Raw genomic sequence first — 23,997 nt, 5'->3', positions numbered from 1 at the left:
ATAAAACATGGAGAAAGGAAGTATATAGAATAACGATAAGCTGTAGCTACAGGCCAGTAAGTTGCAAAAATCGGATTATTCAGGGAGATTTTTCTTGAAACTTTCCAGTTTCTCGTTGATCGATTTGGCGGTTTGTTTGTCATTTTCCCAGGAGAGGATATGCACCACGCCATAAACAAAAGCAATCTCCAGCGCAAGAATGATCAAGCTTTGTAGATTGTCTACAATCCCCATAATGCTTGCAAGGGTAATTAATATCGTCTCCAGCGCGCAGAAATGAACGGCTATTCTAATCCGTATGCTCCTCTCGCTGATATTCCGCGGAGTATACATAATAAGTCCGATTAAAGCGCCGGCGAGCGCAAATGCCATAATGATATATATGGACTTCAAATCAAAGGCCAGGCTGGGGTAATATATTTGCCGAAGTACCGTAATGATGATGATGATTGATGCGAAGATCACCAGGAAATCACGAACCAGTTTTTTGATGAAATTAGATAATGCCATCTTTGCTTCCCCCTCTCACAGTCCAAGCTTATTCTTAAGCACTGGGACATACTGTCTGGATATGACGACCCGTTCCCCATTATCCAGCACCGCCTCGAACCGGCCGCTTAGAGAAGGATGAACATATGAAATTTTAGCTATGTTCAGAATCGTGGATTTGGATGCACGGAAAAAGTTCATCCGGTGGGACAGCTCCTCCAGCTCGTAAAGCCGCTGTTTGACCTCAAAGACCCTGTCCTTGCAGTAAATAAATACCTTTCCATCTACCGCCTCAAAGTAATAGATCTCGCTAAGCTTAATCCGGTGGACATGTTCGCCAAGGTACCCGAGCATAATCGGATTGTCCATCTTCAGCTTATTCACGATTTCTTGCACTTCCTCATTTACCTCATAGCACCTGATAAGGATTTCTTCATCCTCGTCCCGGCTTATCTCTACGATAGAAACTTTCATAGCCTTACCTGCCTTATCAAGTGATTGATGCTTACGCTGCAAACTTCAGTTCTCTATACCAAATGAACTTATGAAGGTTCGCTGAGATCGGTTAATTCTAAAGTTCATTTTATATAGTCTATTATGCTAGAGAACCCTGGATGGAGAAAAGGTGCAAAATCAAAGAAGGAGAACAGTGAACTCTGTTCTCCTTCTTTGTCATGGCGCGGAGGTTATCTCCGGCTCGAAGATGATCCATGTTTATCTTTTTGGCCCGACTGGTTATCATTGTCGCCCATGCCTTCACCAGCTTTGTTGCCAAGTGCAGCTCCGGCAACTCCACCCACTATTGTACCTACTGGGCCTAGAATTGAACCTACGGCAGCGCCTGCTGCGGCACCGCCCACGGTTCCTACAGCTTCACTGGTATCGAAATCATTTTTGCCACCACGATCACGTTGCTGTTTATTGTTATTCTCGGACATGTTGTTTCCCTCCTTGTACGTGGTATGGAATCGCAGCTGTTTGGATCAGCGCGGGTCCCGAACCTAGTTTGCCCGCCCTTGGGAAAACCCATCCATGGATCTCGCGAGCCAGTTCAGAACAAATATCAGGTATTTTTAACCATTTAAAAAAAGGGATTGATATTTTTGTAAGGTGTAGTTATAATACAAAACATAACAAATAAAAAAACGCTTTCATCAAGGGGAGGTGAAGCATTAAACCTGGCTGGAATGAACAATACGTGAAAGCCGGAGGATTATTTTACGAAACTGTCTGAGCTGTGTCATTTCCATTTGATTGATGGAGACGGCTCGTCTGATGCGCATCTTGCTTTAGATGACGGGGGACTGAATTGGAGAGAATATAACGACCCTTCAAAGCCACGGTTATAACGGAGCTTGCACCTTAGAGATTATGGGATCTGGTTAATGCCAGAGTCTGCATGAAGCACTTAAGAAATCAGTCAGGAAAATATGGGATATGAAAGTCTTATCATCTTGATTTGGAGGAACTCGCTATGAGTAATGGGACACTTACACGAAAACTGGGTTTCTGGTCGGCCCTGGCTATCGCAGTTGGAACTACGATAGGCTCCGGAATATTTGTCTCATCTGGGGATGTGGCAAAAGCGGCGGGTCTTCCCTCGATTTCCATACTGGCTTGGATTATTGGTGGGATCATCGCAATTCCGCAAGTTATGGTGCTGGCCGAATTGTCAACGGCTTACCCGCAAAATGGAAGCGGTTACGTATACTTGAATAAAGCGGGCTGGAGGCCCTTGGCCTTCCTGTACGGGTGGGCGACATTCTGGGCGCTCGATCCACCGTCCATCTCAATTATGGCCTTGGCCATCGTGGCCTACTTGGCCAGCTTCTTCCCGTTCTTCGCCGGGTTCGCCGGCAAGCTGCTCGGGGTGGCAATCATTCTGATCATTACGTCCATCCATTACCGGAGCGTTAAGGGTGGCGGAAGCTTTCAGGTCATTATTACCGCTATCAAAATCATTCCCTTCCTGATTGTTATTGTGCTCGGTCTGATGTACATGAATTTTGACAACTTTGCTTACACCCCGGCGCCTGGAGCCGGAAGCTCAAGTCTGATCGGGGGCGTATCCGCTACGACCTGGGCGTACACAGGAATGGCAGCCATTTGTTTTATGGCTGGAGAGTTCAAAAATCCAGGGAAAGTTCTCCCTAAGGCATTAATCAGCTCGGTAATGATTGTACTGGGTCTGTATACCCTGCTAGCGGTATGTGTCACCGGCTTGATGCCGTTTGACAAACTGATGGGTTCCAGTGCTGCTGTATCCGATGCCGTGAAATACATTCCGGGATTATCCGGGATCGCCTCATCCTTTGTGGCTGTTACGGCAATCATTGTTATTCTGGGTTCCTTAAGCTCGTGTATTATGTTTCAGCCGCGCCTGGAGTATGCCATGGCGAAGGACGGATTGTTCTTCCAGCGCTTTGGGAAAGTCCATCCGAAATTCGAAACACCCAGCTTCTCGATTATCGCTCAGGTTACATTTGCCTGTATTCTTGTGTTCTTCAGCAATCTAACCGAATTGCTGGGTTACTTCACACTCATTCAGCTGGTTATTAACATCCTGGACTTTGCCGCTGTCTACAAATGCCGGAAGAGAGAAGATTACAACCCGATTTACCGGATGCCAATGTGGAGAGTGACCACGATTCTGGCGATCGCCGGGGCGGCGTGGCTGGCTTGGGGAACCTTTACTTGGGCTCCGATTCAAGGTATGATTGCCGCCGCAATTGTTATCGCCACAGGCCTGCCCGTGTACTACTATTGGGAGAAGAAATATGGGTCCAAAAGGTCCGGAGACAGCCAAATCGTTGCCTAGTCAAAAGCATTGTTTAAATTGTAATGTTAAATTATAATACAAAACACAATAAATAAAATTGGATCATATTGGAATTTGGCTCCAATATGGGGAGGGAACGAACATGTTGAACTTTGATGAACAGTTATTCCTTAAGCTAGTGGAACAAGAGGGCCTTGCTTTTAGAGGACAGATTGAAAAGATTGTGGACGGGATTTGCAAGAAAGGGTACAGCAACATCTTTATGATTGGTGCAGGCGGCACAATCGCGATGATGTATCCTTATGAATATATTTTGAAGTCGAATTCAACCATTGACGTTCATGCGGAGATCGCCGCTGAGTTCATGGTGATGAACAACCGCCATTTCAGCAAAGATTCCGTATGTATCTTCACTTCGGTATCCGGAACCACTCAAGAGACTGTGGCTGCAGCTGAGTTCTGTAAGGAACGCGGCGCAACAACAATTGCTCTCGTAGCTGAACCGGACACACCGCTGACGAAGATTGTGGATCATTGCATCACCACTGGATCGGAGAAGCATTCCTTTGATACATTCTTCATGCTGCTGCACATGGTCGTATTCCGCTTTATGTATAACAACAACGAGTTCCCTGAGTATGATCAGTTCGTTAAGGAAGTAGCCCTGCTGCCGCGTGCGATTCTGGATGCGGTTAAGACCTTCGATCCGAAAGCGGAAGCCTTCGCGAAGGAGCATAAGGATACGGATTACCACATGATGGTGGGTTCCGGGAACTTGTGGGGGAACACGTATTCCTACGCGATGTGTATTCTGGAAGAGATGCAGTGGATTCATGCGAAATCGATCCATGCAGCAGAATTCTTCCACGGCACACTTGAGCTTGTGGTTGAGGATACCAGCGTAATTCTGCTAAAAGGTGAAGACGAAACCCGTCCACTCATGGACCGTGTAGAGCGTTTTGCCGAGAAAATCACGAAGAAGCTGACCGTTATTGATACCAAAGCATTCAAAATGGAAGGCATCAGCGAAGAGTTCAGAAAGCATTTCTCCGTAAATATCAACTGGTCCGTGCTCAGCCGCATCAGCGCCTACCTGGAGCGCGAGAGAAACCATCCGTTAACGCTTAGAAGATACTATCGTCAAATGGAATATTAAGATGTCGTGAGCACTACTTCGTAGTGCTCCTCTTTTAACCGCAAGGAAGGTGGGAGCAAGATGAGAATTGTTACAGTCGGAGATAATTGCATGGATGTCTATCAGGCCAGCGGCAAGGCTTATCCGGGAGGCAACCCGGTGAATGTGGCCGTTTATTTGACTGAACTAGGTGCAGAGGCCGCTTATATAGGTTGGGTAGGTACTGACATATATGGGGATATCATGATCCAGGCAATTCAGGAAAAAGGCGTGAATACTTCCCGAGTATCCAAAAAAACGGGAAAAACAGCGGTCACCCAAGTCGAGATGGTGGATAATGACCGCAAGTTTGGCGATTATGATGAAGGGGTTATGGCGCACTTCTCCCTTACCCCGGAGGAAATCAACTTTGCGGGAAACTATCAGCTTGTACATTCGGGCATATGGGGGCATGCCGATAAGTATTTTCCTGAATTTAAGCAAAAGGGTCTCATCACCTCCTTTGATTTCTCGGACCAGTTAAATGATGATTTGGTGCAGACCTTACCGCCTCATGTGGATTATCCATTCTTCTCGTATACCCAGGACGATGACTATATCCGGGGACTTCTGATGGAGGTGAAGCAGAGAGGAGCTCAAATTGCTGTTGCCACCTTGGGTGAGAACGGTTCACTTGCCTATGACGGGGAGCGGTTCTATACGTACGGCGTGGGTGAGGTTGATGTTGTGGATACGATGGGCGCTGGGGATTCATTTATTGCTGGATTCATCTATGGCAGATTAAAAGGGCTTTCCATTGAGGCGTGCCTGGAGCTTGGTGCGGCCACAGCTGCCAAGACCATTGGATATTTCGGGGCATGGTGACTGATGTAAGCCATCAATGTATAATACGTAGTATATAATCATTGATGGATAAGGATGAATTAACGATGAATTTAAATCCTTCAACCCCCCAGCCGCTGTATATGCAGATTCGGCAAATGTTGAAGAATGATATCCAGCACGGAAGATATAAACCCGATGAACAGATCCCGACCGAGGCGGAGCTCTGTGATACTTATAATGTAAGCCGGATCACGATCAGAAAGGCGATCGAGGAATTGGTGCGGGACGGCACGCTGACACGGATTCCCCGCAGAGGCACCTTTGTGGCCTCGAACAAATTCCACAATGAGCTGTTATCTGTAAGCGGATTCTCGGAGTTCAGCCATCAGCTCGGCATGATCCCGAACTCCCGGATTCTCCGGAGTGAGGTTATTCAGGCCTCGGAGGAGGTGGCTGGACATCTTCAGATTGAAGAAGGCAGCCCTGTGCTTGAGTTAGAGCGGCTGATGTATGTGGATGACCGCCCTCTCTTCTACGATATTGCCCATTATTCGCTCACCCGGTTCCCTGATCTGGAGAAGAAGATAGCGATGAACGAATCGACCTACAAGATCCTATCGGAGGAATATCATACGGAGATTGTAAGCAACGACAAGATCATCGACGTCATTGGGGCGACCAAGGATTATGCCAAGCTGCTCGAATGTGATATCGGGGCTAATTTGTTCCGGATTTTAAAAATAGCTTTTGACGCGAACGACGAGCCGGTTCATCTCTCCACCTTTATGTGTGAGACCAACCGGGTTAACTTGACGGTCCACCGGGCCAAATAAGGTCATGCCTAGCGGCATGGCCTGTTTTTTTGTATATCCTTGTTTGGATGCACTTTATTCCAATCCCAGCTTCATGAATCCAACTTTTTGAAAGCCTAAGCACTTTGGTGCCGTCGATCAAACGGCAGGGCTTAAATGTTCACCCAGACGCAAAACACTACTGACACAAGGTTGTCAGTAGTGTTTTGTTATATTCAGAGCAAATCGGGAAGCCTCGTGGATGGTTCTAATTCAGTGAGCTGCCCTATTCTATAAGAATGAGGGGGATTTAATATGATAACAGAAACAAATGAACAGACCCGTTATTGGATTGGGGTCGTATCTGCGAGCCACGTGGAACGGGGAGTACAGGGCGGATTCGCCCAGCTTTGTCACGGCAAGCAGGGGCCGCTGCGCCGAATGCGTCCCGGTGATTGGTTAATCTACTACTCCCCACGGACCGATATGGCGAAAGGCGAAGCACTTCAGGCGTTCACTGCAATTGGGCAGGTTGTGGATGACAGAGTGTACGAATTTCAAATGTCGGAGACCTTTATTCCTTTCCGCCGGGATATCCACTATGTTCCATGCAGCCCGGTTAAGATTTCCAGTCTGCTGCATGAATTAAGCTTTACACGCGGGAACCGCAATTGGGGTTATAAGTTCCGTTTCGGACATTTCGAGATCGGGCGGGAAGACTTCTTAACGATAGCAGCCGCTATGACAGGGGATGCTATTATAGTGAACTTTTGAGGAATATAACTCCGGGGTAGGACCAAGAAGAATAGAGGGCTTTTCACGTAGGATGGAGAAATTACTTGAAAGGGACTGCAATCGTTTCTGGTTACTGTGAGGTTAGCTTGGACCGACTAGCTGTCATTTGTGTTTGACATATACATGGTTATGGAGGCAGAGCCCAATATGTTTACCCGATGGAGATGAATGCAATGTATGTTCCTATCCAGTTTATTGATTCCCGGTTGCTCCATCCCCAGCTCTCCTATAGAGAGATCACTCCTTCTGTCCCGCTGCAGGCTTTTGTGGCATGTTATTGGTTCCTGGATTCGGTCTCTCCCTTACAGGAGACAGTTCCTCACAGGGTCCTGCCAGATGGATGCGTGGATATTCTGCTTGACTTATCAGCAGGAGAAACCCACTTTGTTGGTGTGATGAGTGAAGCGGATATGGTGCCGATGATCGGCGAGGTTCACCTCATGGGAATCCGGTTTCTACCCCATAGTCTTCCTGTTCTGCTGAAAGGGGAGGCAGGATTTGTGGCTAACGGTATGGTGCAGCTAGGAGAAATATGGGGCCAGAGAGCTGCATTTCTGGGGGAGGTATCTATCCCGGGATTGTCTGCCGAACAAAAGGTTAAAGCCACAGAGAGGGCATTGCTCACCTGGTTCACACAGGACACGGCTGATTCGAGGTGGAGCGCCCTGCTGAACTTGATCACGGAGAAAAAGGGCATCGTGTCGATCGCTGAGCTTGCGGATTACTATACCGTATCCGAGAGGCATATCTCCAGGACGTTTAAGTCTCTAATGGGCATTACCGCCAAAGAGTATACGAACATTATCCGGTTTCAAAGTGTGCTTCGCTATCTGAAGATCAGCCGAGGCCATATCAATTGGTCTGATTTATCGGTGGATACCGGATATTATGATCAGTCGCATCTCATTAATGAGTTCAAGAAGCGCTACGGGATAACCCCGGGCCGATTGATTGCAGGGGAATGTCCTCTTTTTCCAATACAATCGCCCCCGGCTCCTTTATGATAAGTACAATTATGAAGGAGGTAGGGTTTATGCAAAGTATAACTGCAAATTTAAAAGTAAATAATGTCAAAGAGACGTTAGCATTTTACAGGGACGTGCTTGGGTTTGAAGTGGTTGTAACAGTGCCTGAGTATGACCAGCCCGTACTGAATTGGGGTATGGTGAAGAACGGCGGAGCAGAGCTAATGTTCCAGGAGAAAACCAATCTTGAAGAGGAATATCCTGTATTACGGGATCAAGGCGGTACGGGCGGCTTGTCCCTGTTCATCAAAGTGGATGACGTGGAACGTATCTTCGAGAATATCCAGGATCAAGTTCGGGTGATCACACCGATACATAAAACGTTCTATGACACGAAGGAATTTGCCATCTTGGACAACAACGGGTTTGTGTTGACGATAGCGGAGTAGGTTGGTTTAACGGTACAATAAAAATTAAAGAGGTTGCCCCAAAATCGAAATGACCGGGGACAGCCTCTTTTATCATTTATTCAGTAGCCTCGCCAAAGTATTTTAATTCGGCTTCTCTAACCTTGTCTACAGTTAGCTCATTGATTTTGCTGTCTGTAAGATTGAATTCCTTTTTCAAATTTTCGAGAGTACGGTCTTCTACTTTGGTGGCATTGAACCACTTGTAGAACTTGTCCTTGCCGATGGCATGGATGACATTATTATCAAAGAAGTCGCCTAAGTTATCATGAGAATGAGCCTCTTGCTTTTGGGCAGACTCATTCGACTTAGCTGTGAAGTGGGGGACTGTAGGGTAGAACGGCATAGGATCAATCGTTTGGTTGTCCGCAGGATAAGTAAGATCTAGATTATTCACATCAAAATGCAGATGGTATCCCACATTTCCGGTGTTGCCCGAAGTGGCAATTTGAACATACTGGCCAATGTGGGTACCGGTAGCGTAAACCTGGCTGCTTGCCTTCAGGTGAAGGTATCGGGTAACGAGCTTCTTATTTGTTGCCGGATCAGTGGTGTTATGACGAATGGTTACCGCCTGGGTTCCGTCAGAGTAGGCACCTGATTGAATAATGACACCGGCAGCGGCAGAACGGACAGGGACCAGCTTCACCCCGATGTCCACGCCTTTATGGAAGCGCGAGCCTGTGTATCCGAATCCATCGGTAATTGTTGTGCTGTCCGTCGGCCACGACCAGTTCAAGCCGGCATAGAAGCTATTGGGGGAGACTGCCTGGGCAGTCACAGACGCTGCGGTGAATTCCCCAGCCTGGCTGGAATTATCGACCGCTAGGGCGGTACCGCTTCCAACAATGCAAAGACTAAGGGACAGCGAAGCTAGCAGCATTTTACCTTTTGAGAGTTTCATAATCTATCAACCTCCTTATTTGGGATATATCCATAGATTACCATGCGCCCAACATATAATACAATATATGTAAGATATACTTAATGATTGTAATATTTTGTTAATGTTTGGGATGTGGTTTTAACTCCACTGCGTTCAGGCGGTTTGGTTGCCTAGCCCTATGAGAGAATGGCAGCATTCAAATAGAGTCTACTATTAGAGGCAGAGGGGACATTGAGAGAAAAGGGTGCTCGGCTACCGCAGTGGACCCCATGCGGATCGCCTGAAGAAGGCTCTTTAAATGGAAATGTCTACAGATCAGTTTCCCCCCGCCATCTCAGACCGCAGATCTCACGCCCGAGTATAGTCCGGCTAAGTAGATGTTCGCAAACAAGCTAAAGACCACTCCATGGTGGCGGAGTGGTCTTGGTCGTTGTATGGTCTTATGTCGTATTGAAGTACATTGAACAATCTACTTAGGAAGACCGGCTTGATGTGTGGGCGGCGATGGCCTCTATAATCACAGGCCAGTCATCGGCATGAAGTTCATGTCCTGCACCTTCCAGTGTCAGCAGGGCAGCGCCAGGAATAGTACTGGCAAGGGCCTTTCCATGCTCGTAGGGAATAATCGGATCTTCTGTACCATGGATCACGAGGGTAGGTATGGCGATCTCCGCTGTCCTGGTGAGATAGGTTTCTCCGCCGGTCACAAGACCGTGATTATGAATGCTGGCCATATTGCGGCTTCGTCTAATTTCTCTTTTGGCGAGATTGTATATTTTGGCCTCATCCGTCTTGCGCTTAGTGCCCGTAAGGATACTCCACTTCTCAACCGCAAAGCGTGCGGCCTCCTCCTCATTCGTCAAATCAACTTCTCCCGATCTAGAGAAGAAGTCTATCACCTTCTGTTCCATTGGAGGAAGATCTGGAGCAAAATTGGAGGTGGAGACTAAGGTGATACTGAGCAGGCGTTCGGGATGACGAAGAGCCGAAATTTGGGTCAGCAGCCCACCCATGGACATGCCCACGATATGGGCCTTATCAATATTGTAGGCATCCATCACCGCAATGGTGTCGTCGGCCATATCCTCAAATGTATATCCGGGGCTCCCGGGTTCATACGTGGTGGACTGTCCGACATCCCGGTTATCATACCGGATCACATACCGCCCCACGTCGGCCAGACGCTGGCAAAACTCATCCTCCCACCAGACCATGGAGGCTTGAGCCCCCATAATGAGGATCACAGCCGGATTCAAAGGGTCTCCGAAGGTCTCCGTACACAGTTCAATGCCATTCACTTGGATTTGTTGTTCTCTCATAGTTAAACTCTCCCCTTATTAGAAAAAATAAAAAAACACAGGCTGCTGCCTGTGCTTCCGTAATCGAGGAAAGAAGAAGGGAATGAGAATAGACTGATCTCCGGGATGTTCATCACGGACCATCTATTCCTTTAAATCCTTCTTTACAGAACATAAGTGTCCCCACATTAAAGCCGCCCAACGGGGCTTAGGATCACCTATGACTGACTGGTTACCATATGGCAAACCATTCTTCGATTACGATGCACACCACATAGCCTACAAGTGCTACTATTCTCCATGGCTGCAAATGAAATCGAAAAATTAATTTACCACACGTAACCCTCCGTTCGTTATAAATGTAGGATCAGCCTAACATTACAGGCTAGGTTATGTCAAGTTATGGAAAGTAATTTAAGCCTATAGTTAGAGTGCGAAACGATTACTGACCTTAAACAAAAATATTTATAATATTCACTTGAAGGAATATTCCTATTATGGTATATTGAAGTTGTTAGAGCACAACCTGTCATGAATAGCAAGGTGGCATGCATGATTGCGAAGACTGCTGGCGGCCACGTATGCAGCATGATCAGGACAAAGAAGGAATTAAGGCCTATGGATATTACAACGTTTAGTGCGCTTGCGGAGCCGAACCGGTTCCGAATTGTGGAGCTGCTGCTCACCGGGCCCCTAACGGTAGGCGAAATTGCCAGCCGGCTTGAATTGCGGCAGCCCCAGGCCTCGAAGCATCTTAAGGTCCTGCTTGAAGCAGGACTGGTAGAGGCTGAAGTGGATGCTAACCGGCGGAATTACAGGCTGCGTATGGAGCCTCTCCAAGCTATCGACGCTTGGCTGGACAGCTATCGTGCCGTATGGACCGAACGATTCGACAACCTAGAGAATTATTTGCAGAAGCTTCAATCTGAGGATAACTAATAAAATCAATCAGGAGGAATTTTCATGTCGAACACGTCGATGACCCGGGTAGAAGAAACGGAATTTATTATCGAGCGCATCTTTAATGCACCGCGGGAGCTGGTATTTAAGGCTTTTTCCGAGGCTGAGCATTTGAAGAACTGGTGGGGGCCGCGAGGCTGGACAGTGCCGGTATGTCATGTTGATTTTCGCCCGGGTGGTGTGTGGCACTACTGTATGAAATGTGAAGATAAGAACCAGGGCGATTTCTATGGAATGGAATCCTGGGGCAAGGGAGTCTATCACGAAATCGTGAACGGGGAGAAAATTGTCTACACGGATTACTTCTCGGATGCGGATGGCAATGAGGCTCCGGGTGCGCCCTCCTCAACGACTACTGTGATCTTCGAAGATGCTGATGGAAAGACCAAGGTAACCAGCCGTTCCAAATACGATTCTATTGAAGCTGTGAAAGCAGTTATGGATATGGGTATGGAAGAAGGAATTACTCAGACTTGGGACCGTCTCGAAGAGCATCTGCAAGAGATCCGCTAAGCGGTCATCTTATCCTCTTGAATTACAACATAAATCCCCTTCCTGATCAAAGCCGTGCTTTGCACGCTTGCCTCGGGAAGGGGGTTTATATTATGGGGAAAGGAACTACTTTAATGAGCTGCTTGATTAGCTGGCTAAAGAATCAATCCGAGCTGGAGCTTGAGTCTTCTGCTTCTTAAGCCGCTTGTACAGTAGGAATGAGGCTAAGAAGCCGATTACCGCAAGAACGATCAGGGACAAAAAGATGTATTTATAGCCCGGCGTTCCAGGGTTCTTATCGAGCAGATTGCCGAAATAAGTGTAGATGAACGTATCCGGCAGATAACCTACCAGGCTTATGGCCCCATATGCGGCTCCCGCCAGTGAGTTAGGAACTTTAATTTCATCCAACGGGGCGAAGTATACCCCTTTAATTGTGAATACCAGAAGGGAGACCACCAGCATATTCACCAGCATGATGACCAGGTAGCTTGGATTCCCAGGGATGATGGTGAACAAGGCCATTAATAGGATGACCGCCACAAAGCCTATACGGATATACCGCGTTGCTGAGCCCATCCGGTCTGCAATAATTCCTCCAAGCGGGCCACCGCCAAGCCGCAAGCCGTACGTTCTGATAATCCCGATAAAAGCACCCACCGATACGGACATGTGGAACACATCGGTCAAGTAAGGAGTTACATAGGTCAGCCCAGCGTTAATGCTGTAGCCTGTAAAGATGATAATGGCTGCCAGCCAGATGGATGGCATCTTCAGGACATCCACAATGCCTTCGAACAATTTGCCGCTGGATTCTTCCTCGGATTTCTTGTTGTCCAGCAGGAAGTAGGCGGCGATTCCAAGCACAATCAGAGCTACGGAGTAGAATAGAATAGCCCCGCGCAGCCCCAGACTGGTTGCCCCGAAGGCTTTAAATATCCATAAAGCCGCAAAGGCGCTTAAGGTTGCGGACAAGCCTCGTCCTCCATCCAGGAAGCCGAACAGCCTGCCTTGCTCCGAGCTTTCCCCGAGCATTTTGACTGCCTTCAGCATCGTTGGCCAGAACGTGAATACGGTGGTGAATGCCCAGATAACATGAACGGTCAAAGCCATATGGTAAGCTGGGAAGGTGGAGTAATAGAATCCAGTAATCCCTGTAAGGATCAAGGAGAACGGAACCAGCAGCTTATAGGAGAATTTGTCCGCGAGCAGGCCGCCCGGCAGGTACAGGAAGAAGTTAATAATCCCGTAAATGGTCATCAGATTCCCAAGCTGCGTGTTGTTAATATGGAACGCATTTTGCATTGGAATATAGAACTGCTCTCTTAAATAAGGTAGCTGATAGATTAATCCGCCGGAGAAAGCCAGCACGAAGAGCGTTACCCATTTGCGTGTGCTAGATGTCATAGTGTCCCTCTTTCGTCATGAAGTAAAGTGATATAAATAACAGGTAACGAACTGGTTTTTTAGCAAATCAAGATGTAGTTGACTTCATAGAAGAAGCGGATTTATTTACTCAAAGAAGCGGTCCGGATAATCGGTGATGATTCCGTCAACGCCGAAGTCCTCCAGAGTCTGTCCGGTCACGGCATCGTTAACCGTATAGCAGTATATTTTATAACCGTGCTGATGAATTTCAGTTACATACTCCCGGGTGAGAAATTCATAGGCGGGATGAATGCTGTACACATTCAGACCGTTATCCTGAATATACTTCCAGGGATTCAGCATATGGGTGTAGGTGAGCAGTCCAGTTTGGAGAGTTGGATCAATCTCATGAATGCGCTTAAGACTGTAATGATCGAAGGATGAGATAATCGTATGATCGGCCAGGTTGTACTTGGCAATGGCTTCGGCTACCTTCTCTTCCAGATTTCTGCGTTCATAAGCAATCTGCTTCAGTTCCACATTTAAGAGCACATCACTTGGAATCAGTTCAAGGATTTCCTCCAGCGTGGGAACAAGCTCGCCCCCAAATTCCGGACGGAACGCACTTCCGGCATCCAGACTTCGAATTTCCTCAAGGGTCAGTTCATGAATCTTCCCTCTCCCATTGGTCGTTCTGTCTACAGTGAAGTCATGGATGATGACCACGTGATTGTCTTTGGTTAGTTGAGCATCAATTTCAATGCCCTGTACGCCTTGATTTAAAGCGGTTACAATTGATTTCAGTGTGTTTTCGGGAGCATGTCCCGCTGCGCCTCTATGACCTATGATCTTCAAGACTTTACCCCCAATCTATTATGTTTACGGAATCTTGTTACTGCAGTCTTTGAACGAACCCCTCCCATTTCTTCAGGAACCTGTCTGCTATGAGCAAGTCTAACTCCTGAAATTCAATTCCTTGACGAAAGTGGCTGCACAAAAAAAGAGACCCGACAAATTGTCCCCGTACTGCAGGATAAATTTGTGAGTCTCCATGATCTCCGCCACCAAGTATTAACTTGAGGTTATATTAATTTAAAATAAAAGCGCTGTCAACAGAAACATATTATTCTCCGCAGAGGGAATTTATTCCTTTTCTTTGCCGATAAGAACGTCTAGATCGACCGTAATCTCCAAGGAATCGACTTGAAGTGCGTCATGAAGACGCTCGGCATCTGCCCCCCAGGATAGTGGAGTCATGTGTACCAAATGCCGGGTAAGCTCACGGTCCAGCCTTCTCTTATAGTACAGACGCTCGGAGTCTACCAGTTGAAAGTGCTCAAGGAAGCGGTCCTGGATATCCTGGCTGGAATGGGGAGATTCGTTCGGCTCCCCGTAGAGAAGGGTGCGCAGCTCTCTCAGATAATCCGGTCCTGGAACCACTTTAATGATTCTTCCATCCTCTTTCAGCAGTCTGCCGAATTCAGCATAGTTGCTGGGCGAGAGAAAGTTCAGAATATAATCAAACTGGTCATCGGATAGGGGGCTGCGGGCGAGATCGGCAACGAGCCATACGAGGCTGGAACCCCTCTTCGAGGCCATCTGCACCCCTTCCTTAGCAATATCCAGGCCTACTCCAACTATGCCGGTATGTTCGTAAATACTGGTCAGACTCTCATGAATGTACGATAAATGAGAGCCTTCACCACAGCCCGCATCGAGCAGGGCCACAGGTCGGCAGCAGGATTGGCTGGACCCCTGGATATACTGGGAAATCCAATGGTCCACCGGTTCGAATAGACCATGCTCGCTGATCACGCGGCGTGATTCAAACAATGGCTTGCCGTACTTGGTACTGGCAGGTCGGGATAGCAGGTTCACATAGCCGTATTTGGATATATCATAGCTGTGCTTGTTGGCACAGGTTAAATTGGTGTTGTTAACTACACTCATAGGCCGGGTACATACCGGACATCTGAGCAGGTCTGTACAGGCAGTCAGCAGATTCGCGGCAGCCGTTCTTCTATGGATATGAGACAATGTATAGCACCCCATTCATTCGTATTGGTTGAATGAAAAAAGGCGCAGATAAATAAACCTAGCCCTGTTGGTTCAAAAAAAGGCAGGTCAGTTATCCGCACCTCTCATTAACGCAAACGAATGAATTTGATGATCATAACAGAGGATCACTCCGAATCTGATAAGGTAACAAGGGGGAATCCCCTTTCTATCATAACATAAAGTTGGGTTAGGGCGTGTCTCAGCAGGATCTGATTTGTATCCAGGCAATCGGAGAACTTATAATTAGAGGCATATCTTTATATGTTATAAAATATGGACCCGGGGGTGAGCACGGTGCTGGATTTATTTATACATACACCATTGCAGCAGGAATGGCTCGGGCGGCTCAGCGGGAAGGGAGACTCCTTCAGAAACCGGGCAGATGGGATCGACAAGAGCGGTACCTTCCCTAGCGAGAATGTGACCGAGCTGATTGACATGGGATACACCAAGATAACGCTGCCTTCTTCTTATGGAGGCGAAGGGCTTCGCATATATGATATGGTGCTGCTCCAAGAGATGCTGGCCTCATATGATGCGTCTACCGCATTATCCATCGGCTGGCATTTGTCTGTGGTAGGTGAGCTGTTTGAGAAGAGCCTGTGGGAGCAGGGAAGCATGAGCTTCATTGCAGAAGAAATCGCTAAAGGTGCACTGATCAACCGGGCAGCCAGTGAGGCTCAGACCGGAAGCCCGACACGTGGGGGGCGCCCGGGAACGACCGCGGTGAAGCAGGGCAACAAGTGGGTGATCACGGGACGCAAGATCTATACCACGCTGTCTCCAATGCTTACTTATTTTGTAGTATCAGCGTGGATTGAAGAGAAGATGACCATCGGGCAGTTCCTACTCCACCGCAATTTGGAAGGCCTTCGTATCGAGGAAACCTGGGATACGATGTCGCTGCGCGGAACGGGCAGCCATGATCTTGTTCTTGATCATGTGGAGGTGGACGAAGACCAGCTGGTGGAGCTCGGCACCCACCCCCGCAAAGTGGAGTCTCCGCTAAATGCATGGCTGCTTCATATTCCGGCATGTTATCTCGGCATCGCCCAGGCAGCCCGTGACTATGCCCTGCGGTTTGCATGTGAGTATACGCCGAACAGCATCAGCGGTCCGATCAGCCAATTGGCGAACATCCGGCAGTTGATCGGAGAGATGGATCTTGAGTTAATGCAGGCCCGGCATTTCCTGTACAGTGTGGCTGGAGCCTATGACGACGAGCTGCGCCGGGGCCGGCTGGAGACAGAGCTTGGCGCCGCGAAACATGCGGTGACTAATTCGGCTATTTCAATTGTAGACAAGGCCATGAGGATTGCCGGAATCCGCAGTCTGCAGCTGGATAACCCTCTGCAGCGCTACTATCGGGATGTAAGAGCAGGCCTTCATAATCCGCCTATGGATGATGCCGTGCTGAACAAAATCGCGTTGTCTGCGATCGAGCGTACAACCGGTCCAGTTCAAGGTCATATAAAATGAACTTTAGACTTAACCGATCTTAGCTTCGATCCCGAGTGATTCTGAAGAAGCGGAGCGTCCGCTTTTGTCTCCGAAATGCCCCTACTTGGATATCCAGTTCGAGGATTCCGGAGACAACAGGGTCATACGAACACTCGGCATCGCAGCGCCTGAATAGGGTAACTTTCATAAGTTCAATTTATAAAGTAGAGAGTTTGAACATCATTGCGGCTGTAGTACAGTTATTTCACTTTGGGGCAGCTGATATGGTAAATTATAGGATATACCATATTGTAAAATCTGGGGGGGATTTCATTGGAACTGAAAAATGCGTATTCCATCATCATTAAAGAAGGTTTTCAGGTGGTGGGATTAAAGTGGACAGGGACATTCGCTGAGGCAGCAGCAGGAGAAATCCGGAAGGTACATAACGAGATGCACCAGCGGCTGGGCGAGATCGAACATGTTCTCGATCCGGATAAGCTGCTGGGACTCTCCTATCAGAACATCCCGGGTGGATTCACCCATTATGCAGCTGTCCTGGTGGACCGGGCTGAAGAGATTCCAGAGGGAATGGAAGCAGTCACCGTTCCGGCTTCGGCTTACGCCAGGTATGAACACGCCAAGGGACAGGACATTTCCGAATCGTATTCCCGGATATACGCATGGATAGAAGGCCAAGGTTATAAGCCGAATGTAGGGGAGTATACCCACCTTGAGGAGTATCCGATGCAGCAGGACCCTTTTACCCCAGACCCTGAATTCGTCATCATGATCCCTATTGAGAAATAAGATCAGCAAGCCACCCGCTGGGTGGCTTTTGTCATGCCTGCGCTCATAAGGGACAGACCCTATCAACCTTGGATGCTCTTCCTTCTTGTTATTGCGGTCAGCCTGGTTATCCTCTATTATCAATATTAATGAGAATGATAATTAATATCAATTGAAATAAATCTTTGGCTGCAGGAGGGTACAATATGCTTGAGCATAAGGGAAACGGCGGTGGAGCAAGTACAGATATTAAGGGAATGTCGCTGGCTGAGATCCGTGATTACATGGCCGCTCATTTTCACGAGCCATTAACGATTCATCATCTCGCCAAGCTGACTGGGCTGAGTCCGAATTATTTCGGGGAAGCGTTCAAGAAGGCCTACGGCCAGAGTGTTTTGGACTATATAACGGGACTTCGGATTGGCCAGGCCAAGCAAATGCTGCGTGACACCGATCTGTATCTGCGCGATATTGCGCGGAGGGTGGGATATAGCGATGAGTTTTATTTTAGCAGGAAGTTTAAGAAAGAAGTCGGCGTTTCACCGTCGGTGTACAGCCGGGATTGCCGCCGCAGGGTAGCCGCCGTCTCTGCGGAGGCCACAGGGAATCTGCTTGCGCTTGGAATTGTGCCTGTAGCCGCTCCGTTAGATCCCAAGTGGAGCCCATACTATTATTATTTCTATGAATCGAGAATCAAGGTGCATTTGAATTCTTCAAATTTAGAGCATGAAGATAACCTCCGGAAGCTGTTGTCCGCGAAGCCGGATTATCTGGTTGTCCATAACGCGCTCCCGGAGCCTGTGATTAGCAGGATTATGAACAGCGGTATACAGCTCATCAGCGTTAAAGCGGAGCATTGGAGGGGGCAGATGAGAGAAACAGCTGCCGGGCTTGGACAGTCAGCAAGCTGTGAAGACTGGATCCGGTCTTATGATATAAGAGCTTTAGAGGCCAGAAAGAGCTTGAACCGGGCGGTGGGAGACGATATCTTCGTTACTTTAAGAGTATCCGGGGACGAAATTTACCTGTATAGCAATAGAGGCACCCGGGATGTGCTCTACCAGGATCTTGGACTTCATGTGCATTCTAAAATGCGAGGGCGGTGTAATGAACCAATTACGTTAGAGCAGCTGTCAGGGGTCAATCCGGACCGATTGTTGATGCTGATCTGCCCGGATGCGGTCACCCGGATGTTTTGGCTGTCACTTCAGAACTGTGAGGAGTGGAAAAGGCTTGAGGCTGTGAAGCGCGGGCATGTCTATCTGATTCCGTCTAATCCATGGTTCGAATACTCGGCTACAGCCGTCAACCGGATACTGGAGGAAATGCTGCTTATGCTGACAGGGAAAAGTCCAAATCCATCTCCTGTTCCTGTCCATGGCGTCCCGTCAGCCATTCACTTATAATCCCTTCATATGAGAATGATTATCAATGGAAGGGGTTAGAGATTAAAGTGAATTCAGTTTATAATTGGCGCCAAGGTAAGATGCGGCAAGTAGGGGTCCTGCTGGCAGCTCTTCTGCTGGCAATGGGACTACTGGCCGGATGCGGCTCCAGCTCCAGCAAAGCTGGTGAGTTGGGTGTGCCGAAAGAGGGGGCCGAAGGAACAACGGCAGCGTCTACAGCTGCCAAGGCAGACGATCAAGCGGGGGATCAAGCTTATCCGCTGACTGTACAAGACGAGATGGGCCATGAGGTGACGATCCCGGCCAATCCTGACAAGGTGTTCGCTCCGATGATGGAGGACTCCTTGCTAGCCTTGGGGGTTAAGCCGGTGATGCAGTGGTCTAATGGGGTTCAGCCGCAGCTGTACCTGAAGGATCAGCTTGAAGGGGTGCCGGAAATCGGCTTTGCCAGCGGGCAGCCGTCATTTGAAGTGCTTTTGGCAAATAAGCCGGATCTAATCATCCTGCACAATTCGTTCTATGCCGAGAATGGGGCCTATGAGCAGTATTCCAAGATTGCCCCGACCTATGTGTTTAAGAGTGCGTCTAATGATTTGGATAGCTCGATCCGGGTTGTAGGACAATTGCTGAACAAGAAAGATCAAGCCGAGAGGGTGCTGAAGGAGTATGAAGCCAAGGTCGGGGCGGCCAAGACGAAGCTGGCTGACCTAACGAAGGGCAGCAAAGCCGCGATCATCCGGTTCAACGCCAAAGGCATGTTCTTTATGAACTATGATTATTACAGCGGTTACGTGCTTGCCAAGAACCTGGGATTTGGCCAGAGCGGCATGGTCAAGTCGGGTGCCTATGAGGTCTCCTTGGAGAAGCTGCCCGAGCTTGATGCCGATTATATCTTCTTGATCAATGACGGCAATCTGGGAGATGCCGCACTGAAGACTTTGAAGGAGAGCAAAATCTGGCAGAGTGTGCCTGCCGTCAAGAAAGGGCAGGTCTACGAGACAGCCAGTGATTATTGGCTTAGCGGCGGGTTCATCGCTCAGGGTAAAGTCATTGATGATATTGTGAGGTTTCTGGCGCCATGAGCAGAATGACGGCCAATCCATATGTTCCGGACCGGTGCTTTGAATACCGGATGACCTCAGGCAAGCAGCTTGAATACCGGATCATGATCTCCATTCCGGCAGATGAACCCCCACCAGATGGATATGCAGTCATCTATGCGTTGGATGGAGATGCGGTATTCCAGACGCTGGTGGAAACCGTAAGGCTGCAGACGCGGAAGCCGAAGGGCTTCGGCCCGATATTGGTGGTCGGCATCGGGTATCCGTCCAAAGAGCCGTTCGATGCGGACCGGCGCTGCCGCGATTTCACCATGCAGACCGGCAACGCCTCTCTTCCGGTTCGGCCCGACGGTAGTCCATGGCCCCCGCATGGCGAAGCGGAGGACTTTCTTGATTTTCTGGAGCATGAGCTGAAGCCGGCCATCTCCCAAGAGTGGCCTGTTGACCCGAGCAGACAGGCAATTGTGGGTCACTCCCTTGGAGGGCTGTTTACCCTGCACGCTTTATTTACAAGAACACATCTTTTTACACACTATGTCGCGGGGAGCCCCTCCACCTGGTGGGCAGAGAACCTGTTGTTTAAGGAACTCGACAGCTTTACAGAGGTCTGGAAGGGAGAGTGCCCAGTCCATCTTCTCCTTACCATCGGGGCCGACGAGCTTCCCGATATGCTGGAGGGGGCGGAGCAGGTTGCCCAAAGGTTGAGGCCTTTTTCTGGTAAGGGAGTACGCATGGAATGGGTGAAGTTTGCGGATGAAAATCATGTAAGTGTGCTTCCGTCCGCACTCGGCCGCATTCCCCGGTTTCTATGGACGAACTCTACGGATATCTAAGAAATTCCCGGCACCTCATGGTATACTATTCTTATCTATCGATTAAGAGAATATAGGTGCGTGAACAAATGGAAGTTAAGCCGGAACAGATAGCCAAAGGGAAGAAGCCGCTGTACTTGGCGGTGTATGATGAGCTTTTCAAACAAATTACGAACGGAACTTTTCCTGCGGACAGTCAGCTGCCGACAGAGCCCGAGCTTGCGAAGATGTTCAAGGTCAGCAGGATGACGCTGAGACAGGCCTTGGCACTGCTTCAAGATGACGGGCTGGTGAGGAGCATCCACGGGAAAGGCAACTTTATTACCAGATCCCAGAGGAAGAACCGGACGGTAGGTCTGGAGCGAATCGGAAATCCTATGTACAAGTGTCATACTGAGGTCATTGACGAGGTGGACATGCAGTTCAGACTGGACCTCGAGAGCGATTATACGCAGGAGGTCCTGAACCGCAAGGCCGCCGCGGTGGTTGCGATTGAGCGTTGGTACAGAAGCCAGGGGGAAGTGGTGGGCTTTGCGTTCACTTTTATGGCGATTGAAGCTGTATCCGAAATGAACTTGGATCTGCAAAATAAAGACGGGCTGTTGGACTTTCTGGAGAACAGGGCGTATGATCTCGCCACTTCCGCAGCTATTGAGATTAAGCGTTCTACGGCAGTAAGCACCTCAAGCCAGAAATTGAACATGGCGGGCGGCGAGGAATGTGATCTTATACTGGAGAGCTTGTATGTCAGTGAGCAGCACCCGGTTGTATACAACAAGTATTATATTCCCAAGCAGTACAGCTTGATTAAGATCAACGCCATCAAATAATACGATAAGAACATTAGAAGCAGTGAGCCCACGGGGGCCGCTGCTTTTTTTGCGTACGCTTCCAACCCGGGCGGGTATTCGCCTGCTTCCCTCTTTTTGCTATAAAAGATGTGGTTGATAAACAAGTTGTAGTTGTGGTATTTTGTTCATATATCAATTAGACAACTTAACATACAACTATACTTAGTTGTAAAAAAGAGGAGAGATGGAAGTGAGTACATCCATGCACAAAGAAACTCCGCATATCAAGCCAGGGGGCGCTGAGATCGCCGAAACCATTCTGCTGCCGGGTGATCCGCTGCGGGCAAAATTTATTGCCGAGACTTATCTGGACAATGTCGTTCAATTTAACGAGGTACGCGGCATGCTGGGTTACACAGGCACCTTCAAGGGCAGAAAAATCTCCGTGATGGGCACCGGAATGGGAACACCAAGCATGAGCCTCTATTCATGGGAGCTGATTCATGTATTTGGCGTGAAGAACCTGATTCGTATTGGTTCGGCTGGGGCGATCCAAGATCACTTGAACCTGTATGACATTGTTTTTGCAATGGGTTCTGCAACCGATTCCAATTATGCGCACCAGTTCAATTTACCGGGTCATTACTCGATCACGGCTTCCTTCGAGCTGTTGGAGAAGGCCAAAAAAGCCGCCGACCGCCAGGGACAAAAGGTTCATGTGGGCAACGTTCTCTCAAGCGATATTTTCTATAACGCCGATCCTACGGCTCTGAAGAGATGGAGCGAGATGGGCATTCTGTGCGCCGAGATGGAATCCGCTGGATTGTATTTGAATGCGGCGCATGCCGGGGTTAACGCGCTGTGCATCCTGACGATCAGCGATCACATTTTCAGACAGGAAGCCACCACGCCGGAAGAGAGACAGACCGCATTTACTAAAATGATGGAGATTGCTCTCGAGCTGGCTTAAGTTAAGACATTTTATATATAGGGAAAGGATTGAAGCTAATGGCAATGGTAAGTGAACACCTGTCTCAGACTCCCGCCAAGGCTTATGATGCCAAGAAGGCTGTGCCTGTCATCCTGTTGTTTTTCGTGTTTGCTCTAATTATTGACAACTCTTTCAAGCTGGTCTCGGTAGCGATTGCGGATGACCTGGGTATTTCGGCAACTGCGGTGAGCTGGCAGGCTACCCTTGCCGGACTTGTGATCGGAATCGGTGCGGTGGTCTATGCGTCTCTGGCCGACTCGATCAGCATCAGGAAGCTGCTTAGTGCAGGAATTATTCTGATCTGTATCGGCTCCGTGCTCGGATATATTTTTCAGCATTCCTTCATGCTTGTCATTATTGCCCGTCTGATCCAGACTGCTGGTCTCGCTTCCGCCGAGACACTGTACGTAATATATGTAACCAAGCATCTGCCCAAAGAGGAGCAGAAGAAGTTCCTTGGACTCAGCACAAGCAGCTACTCGCTGTCCCTTGTAATCGGTTCCATCACGGGCGGTTACGTCTCTACGTATCTGAATTGGGCGGCGCTGTTCCTGATCCCGCTGTTGTCGCTGGTTCTGCTTCCTTTCATTCTAAAATATTTGCCGAAGGAGGAGTCGCAGAAGAGCCATGTGGACTTCATCGGCCTGCTGCTGATTGCGGCGATCGCTACTTCCGTGATGCTGTATATCACCGACTTCAACTGGATGTTTATCATACTGTTTGTTGTGGCGGCCGCTTTGTTCCTGATGTATATCAGCAAGAGCAAGAGCTCGTTCATCGGGATCTCCTTTTTCCAGAATAAAAGGTTCATCTCCGTGCTTGCCATCGCCTTTGTGATCTATTCCGTTCAGTTGGGATACATCTTCATGTTCCCGTTCCTGCTTCAGAAGCTTTACGGGCTTCAGCTGGATACGATCTCGCTGCTGCTGATTCCCGGGTATGTTACAGCCGTTCTGGTCGGAGCACTGTCCGGGAAAATTGCCAAAGTCCTGTCTAATAAACAGGCCGTGTCGATTGCTATGGTTATCATCGCCTGCAGTCTGGCCCTGCCGGGTCTCTTCAACACCAGCCCGGTGATCATCTACGTGCTCTCCATGCTGCTGTTCTCAGGGTCTTTCGCATTCATGTATGCGCCCTTGCTGGATTCTTGTGTAGGTGCTATCCCTGCCGAGAAATCCGGGACTGCTGTAGGATTCTACAACTTGGTGCTTAACGTGGCTATCTCCATCGGGATTACTTATACGGCGGCATTGATGGAAGCGGTGTCGTTCGGAACGGTACTGTTCATTCTTAGTGCGATTACCGTGCTTGCGCTGGCTTTGTTCTGGCTGCTTGTGGGAAGGTTCTCAAGATCGGAACAGATATAATATAGAATAGTAGAGGGGCTGCGGATGCAGCC

General features: G+C 48.7%; 25 protein-coding genes. 17 read left to right on the top strand and 8 right to left on the bottom strand.

Features of this window, described 5'->3' with window-relative positions; all coding sequences use genetic code 11:
- Positions 1 to 75: 75 nt before the first annotated feature.
- The 3 genes from KJS63_RS12070 to KJS63_RS12060 all read right to left on the bottom strand — a co-directional run bounded on the left by KJS63_RS12070 (position 76) and on the right by KJS63_RS12060 (position 1,427).
- Positions 76 to 510: a DUF3021 family protein gene (locus KJS63_RS12070; protein ID WP_213619352.1), complete on the bottom strand. Its 435-nt coding sequence runs from the start codon at positions 508 to 510 to the stop codon at positions 76 to 78.
- Between the two features lie 15 nt (positions 511 to 525).
- Positions 526 to 963 (bottom strand): LytTR family DNA-binding domain-containing protein, encoded by a 438-nt coding sequence (locus KJS63_RS12065; protein WP_213619351.1) that lies wholly within the window; start codon positions 961 to 963, stop codon positions 526 to 528.
- A gap of 212 nt (positions 964 to 1,175) precedes the next feature.
- The gene (locus KJS63_RS12060) at positions 1,176 to 1,427 is read right to left on the bottom strand and encodes a glycine zipper domain-containing protein (RefSeq protein WP_068621236.1); all 252 of its coding nucleotides are present in this window, start codon (positions 1,425 to 1,427) and stop codon (positions 1,176 to 1,178) included.
- 536 nt (positions 1,428 to 1,963) lie between these two features.
- On the opposite strand from KJS63_RS12060, the gene KJS63_RS12055 reads away from it, so the two are divergent.
- The 7 genes from KJS63_RS12055 (at position 1,964) to KJS63_RS12025 (ending at position 8,228) form a co-directional block, all read left to right on the top strand.
- Positions 1,964 to 3,307 (top strand): amino acid permease, encoded by a 1,344-nt coding sequence (locus KJS63_RS12055; protein WP_213619350.1) that lies wholly within the window; start codon positions 1,964 to 1,966, stop codon positions 3,305 to 3,307.
- A gap of 103 nt (positions 3,308 to 3,410) precedes the next feature.
- Positions 3,411 to 4,424: an SIS domain-containing protein gene (locus KJS63_RS12050; protein WP_213619349.1), complete on the top strand. Its 1,014-nt coding sequence runs from the start codon at positions 3,411 to 3,413 to the stop codon at positions 4,422 to 4,424.
- Positions 4,425 to 4,484: 60 nt separating this feature from the next.
- The gene (gene frlD / locus KJS63_RS12045) at positions 4,485 to 5,267 is read left to right on the top strand and encodes a fructoselysine 6-kinase (RefSeq protein ID WP_213619348.1); all 783 of its coding nucleotides are present in this window, start codon (positions 4,485 to 4,487) and stop codon (positions 5,265 to 5,267) included.
- 65 nt (positions 5,268 to 5,332) lie between these two features.
- The gene (locus KJS63_RS12040) at positions 5,333 to 6,061 is read left to right on the top strand and encodes a GntR family transcriptional regulator (RefSeq protein ID WP_068621228.1); all 729 of its coding nucleotides are present in this window, start codon (positions 5,333 to 5,335) and stop codon (positions 6,059 to 6,061) included.
- Positions 6,062 to 6,334: 273 nt separating this feature from the next.
- Positions 6,335 to 6,793 (top strand): EVE domain-containing protein, encoded by a 459-nt coding sequence (locus KJS63_RS12035; RefSeq protein ID WP_213619347.1) that lies wholly within the window; start codon positions 6,335 to 6,337, stop codon positions 6,791 to 6,793.
- A 194-nt stretch (positions 6,794 to 6,987) separates the two neighbouring features.
- Positions 6,988 to 7,818, top strand: a complete 831-nt coding sequence (locus tag KJS63_RS12030) for a helix-turn-helix domain-containing protein (protein WP_213619346.1) — start codon at positions 6,988 to 6,990, stop codon at positions 7,816 to 7,818.
- A 29-nt stretch (positions 7,819 to 7,847) separates the two neighbouring features.
- Positions 7,848 to 8,228, top strand: a complete 381-nt coding sequence (locus KJS63_RS12025; protein ID WP_213619345.1) for a VOC family protein — start codon at positions 7,848 to 7,850, stop codon at positions 8,226 to 8,228.
- A 76-nt stretch (positions 8,229 to 8,304) separates the two neighbouring features.
- Here the strand turns inward: KJS63_RS12025 and KJS63_RS12020 are convergent, their stop codons facing one another.
- Positions 8,305 to 9,150 carry a M23 family metallopeptidase gene (locus tag KJS63_RS12020; protein WP_213619344.1) on the bottom strand — a complete coding sequence of 282 codons (846 nt, stop codon included), beginning with the start codon at positions 9,148 to 9,150 and terminating at the stop codon, positions 8,305 to 8,307.
- Positions 9,151 to 9,605: 455 nt separating this feature from the next.
- Complete coding sequence (gene mle / locus KJS63_RS12015; protein ID WP_213619343.1) at positions 9,606 to 10,451, bottom strand: alpha/beta fold macrolide esterase; 846 nt, start codon at positions 10,449 to 10,451, stop codon at positions 9,606 to 9,608.
- 597 nt (positions 10,452 to 11,048) lie between these two features.
- On the opposite strand from mle, the gene KJS63_RS12010 reads away from it, so the two are divergent.
- Together KJS63_RS12010 and KJS63_RS12005 are read left to right on the top strand one after the other, a co-directional pair.
- Positions 11,049 to 11,369: an ArsR/SmtB family transcription factor gene (locus KJS63_RS12010; RefSeq protein ID WP_213619589.1), complete on the top strand. Its 321-nt coding sequence runs from the start codon at positions 11,049 to 11,051 to the stop codon at positions 11,367 to 11,369.
- Positions 11,370 to 11,393: 24 nt separating this feature from the next.
- Complete coding sequence (locus tag KJS63_RS12005; RefSeq protein ID WP_213619342.1) at positions 11,394 to 11,903, top strand: SRPBCC domain-containing protein; 510 nt, start codon at positions 11,394 to 11,396, stop codon at positions 11,901 to 11,903.
- Between the two features lie 126 nt (positions 11,904 to 12,029).
- Here the strand turns inward: KJS63_RS12005 and KJS63_RS12000 are convergent, their stop codons facing one another.
- From KJS63_RS12000 to KJS63_RS11990, 3 genes are all read right to left on the bottom strand, one after another.
- Positions 12,030 to 13,289, bottom strand: a complete 1,260-nt coding sequence (locus KJS63_RS12000) for an MFS transporter (protein ID WP_213619341.1) — start codon at positions 13,287 to 13,289, stop codon at positions 12,030 to 12,032.
- A 105-nt stretch (positions 13,290 to 13,394) separates the two neighbouring features.
- Positions 13,395 to 14,105, bottom strand: a complete 711-nt coding sequence (locus KJS63_RS11995) for a glycerophosphodiester phosphodiesterase (protein WP_213619340.1) — start codon at positions 14,103 to 14,105, stop codon at positions 13,395 to 13,397.
- A gap of 288 nt (positions 14,106 to 14,393) precedes the next feature.
- Entirely contained in the window at positions 14,394 to 15,287 is an 894-nt protein-coding gene (locus KJS63_RS11990; protein ID WP_213619339.1) for a putative RNA methyltransferase, read from the bottom strand.
- 318 nt (positions 15,288 to 15,605) lie between these two features.
- On the opposite strand from KJS63_RS11990, the gene KJS63_RS11985 reads away from it, so the two are divergent.
- From KJS63_RS11985 to KJS63_RS11950, 8 genes are all read left to right on the top strand, one after another.
- Complete coding sequence (locus tag KJS63_RS11985; RefSeq protein ID WP_374706286.1) at positions 15,606 to 16,787, top strand: acyl-CoA dehydrogenase family protein; 1,182 nt, start codon at positions 15,606 to 15,608, stop codon at positions 16,785 to 16,787.
- 294 nt (positions 16,788 to 17,081) lie between these two features.
- Entirely contained in the window at positions 17,082 to 17,558 is a 477-nt protein-coding gene (locus tag KJS63_RS11980) for a GyrI-like domain-containing protein (RefSeq protein WP_306432902.1), read from the top strand.
- A gap of 185 nt (positions 17,559 to 17,743) precedes the next feature.
- On the top strand, positions 17,744 to 18,943 hold the full coding sequence (locus tag KJS63_RS11975) for a helix-turn-helix domain-containing protein (protein WP_213619337.1): 1,200 nt from the start codon (positions 17,744 to 17,746) through the stop codon (positions 18,941 to 18,943).
- Between the two features lie 80 nt (positions 18,944 to 19,023).
- Entirely contained in the window at positions 19,024 to 20,025 is a 1,002-nt protein-coding gene (locus KJS63_RS11970; protein WP_213619587.1) for an ABC transporter substrate-binding protein, read from the top strand.
- Positions 20,022 to 20,837 (top strand): alpha/beta hydrolase, encoded by an 816-nt coding sequence (locus KJS63_RS11965; protein WP_213619336.1) that lies wholly within the window; start codon positions 20,022 to 20,024, stop codon positions 20,835 to 20,837. The genes KJS63_RS11970 and KJS63_RS11965 overlap by 4 nt, the downstream gene beginning before the upstream one ends.
- 68 nt (positions 20,838 to 20,905) lie before the next feature.
- Positions 20,906 to 21,646, top strand: a complete 741-nt coding sequence (locus KJS63_RS11960; RefSeq protein WP_213619335.1) for a GntR family transcriptional regulator — start codon at positions 20,906 to 20,908, stop codon at positions 21,644 to 21,646.
- A gap of 223 nt (positions 21,647 to 21,869) precedes the next feature.
- The gene (deoD, locus tag KJS63_RS11955) at positions 21,870 to 22,577 is read left to right on the top strand and encodes a purine-nucleoside phosphorylase (protein ID WP_213619586.1); all 708 of its coding nucleotides are present in this window, start codon (positions 21,870 to 21,872) and stop codon (positions 22,575 to 22,577) included.
- Between the two features lie 38 nt (positions 22,578 to 22,615).
- A complete protein-coding gene (locus tag KJS63_RS11950) occupies positions 22,616 to 23,965 on the top strand; it encodes an MFS transporter (protein ID WP_213619334.1) in 1,350 nt (449 codons plus the stop codon).
- Positions 23,966 to 23,997: the final 32 nt, after the last annotated feature.

It is taken from the genome of Paenibacillus sp. J22TS3 (assembly GCF_018403205.1).
Taxonomy (GTDB): domain Bacteria; phylum Bacillota; class Bacilli; order Paenibacillales; family Paenibacillaceae; genus Fontibacillus; species Fontibacillus tuaregi.
Note: the sequence above shows the minus strand (reverse complement) of the source record. Positions and strands in the feature narration are given on the sequence as shown.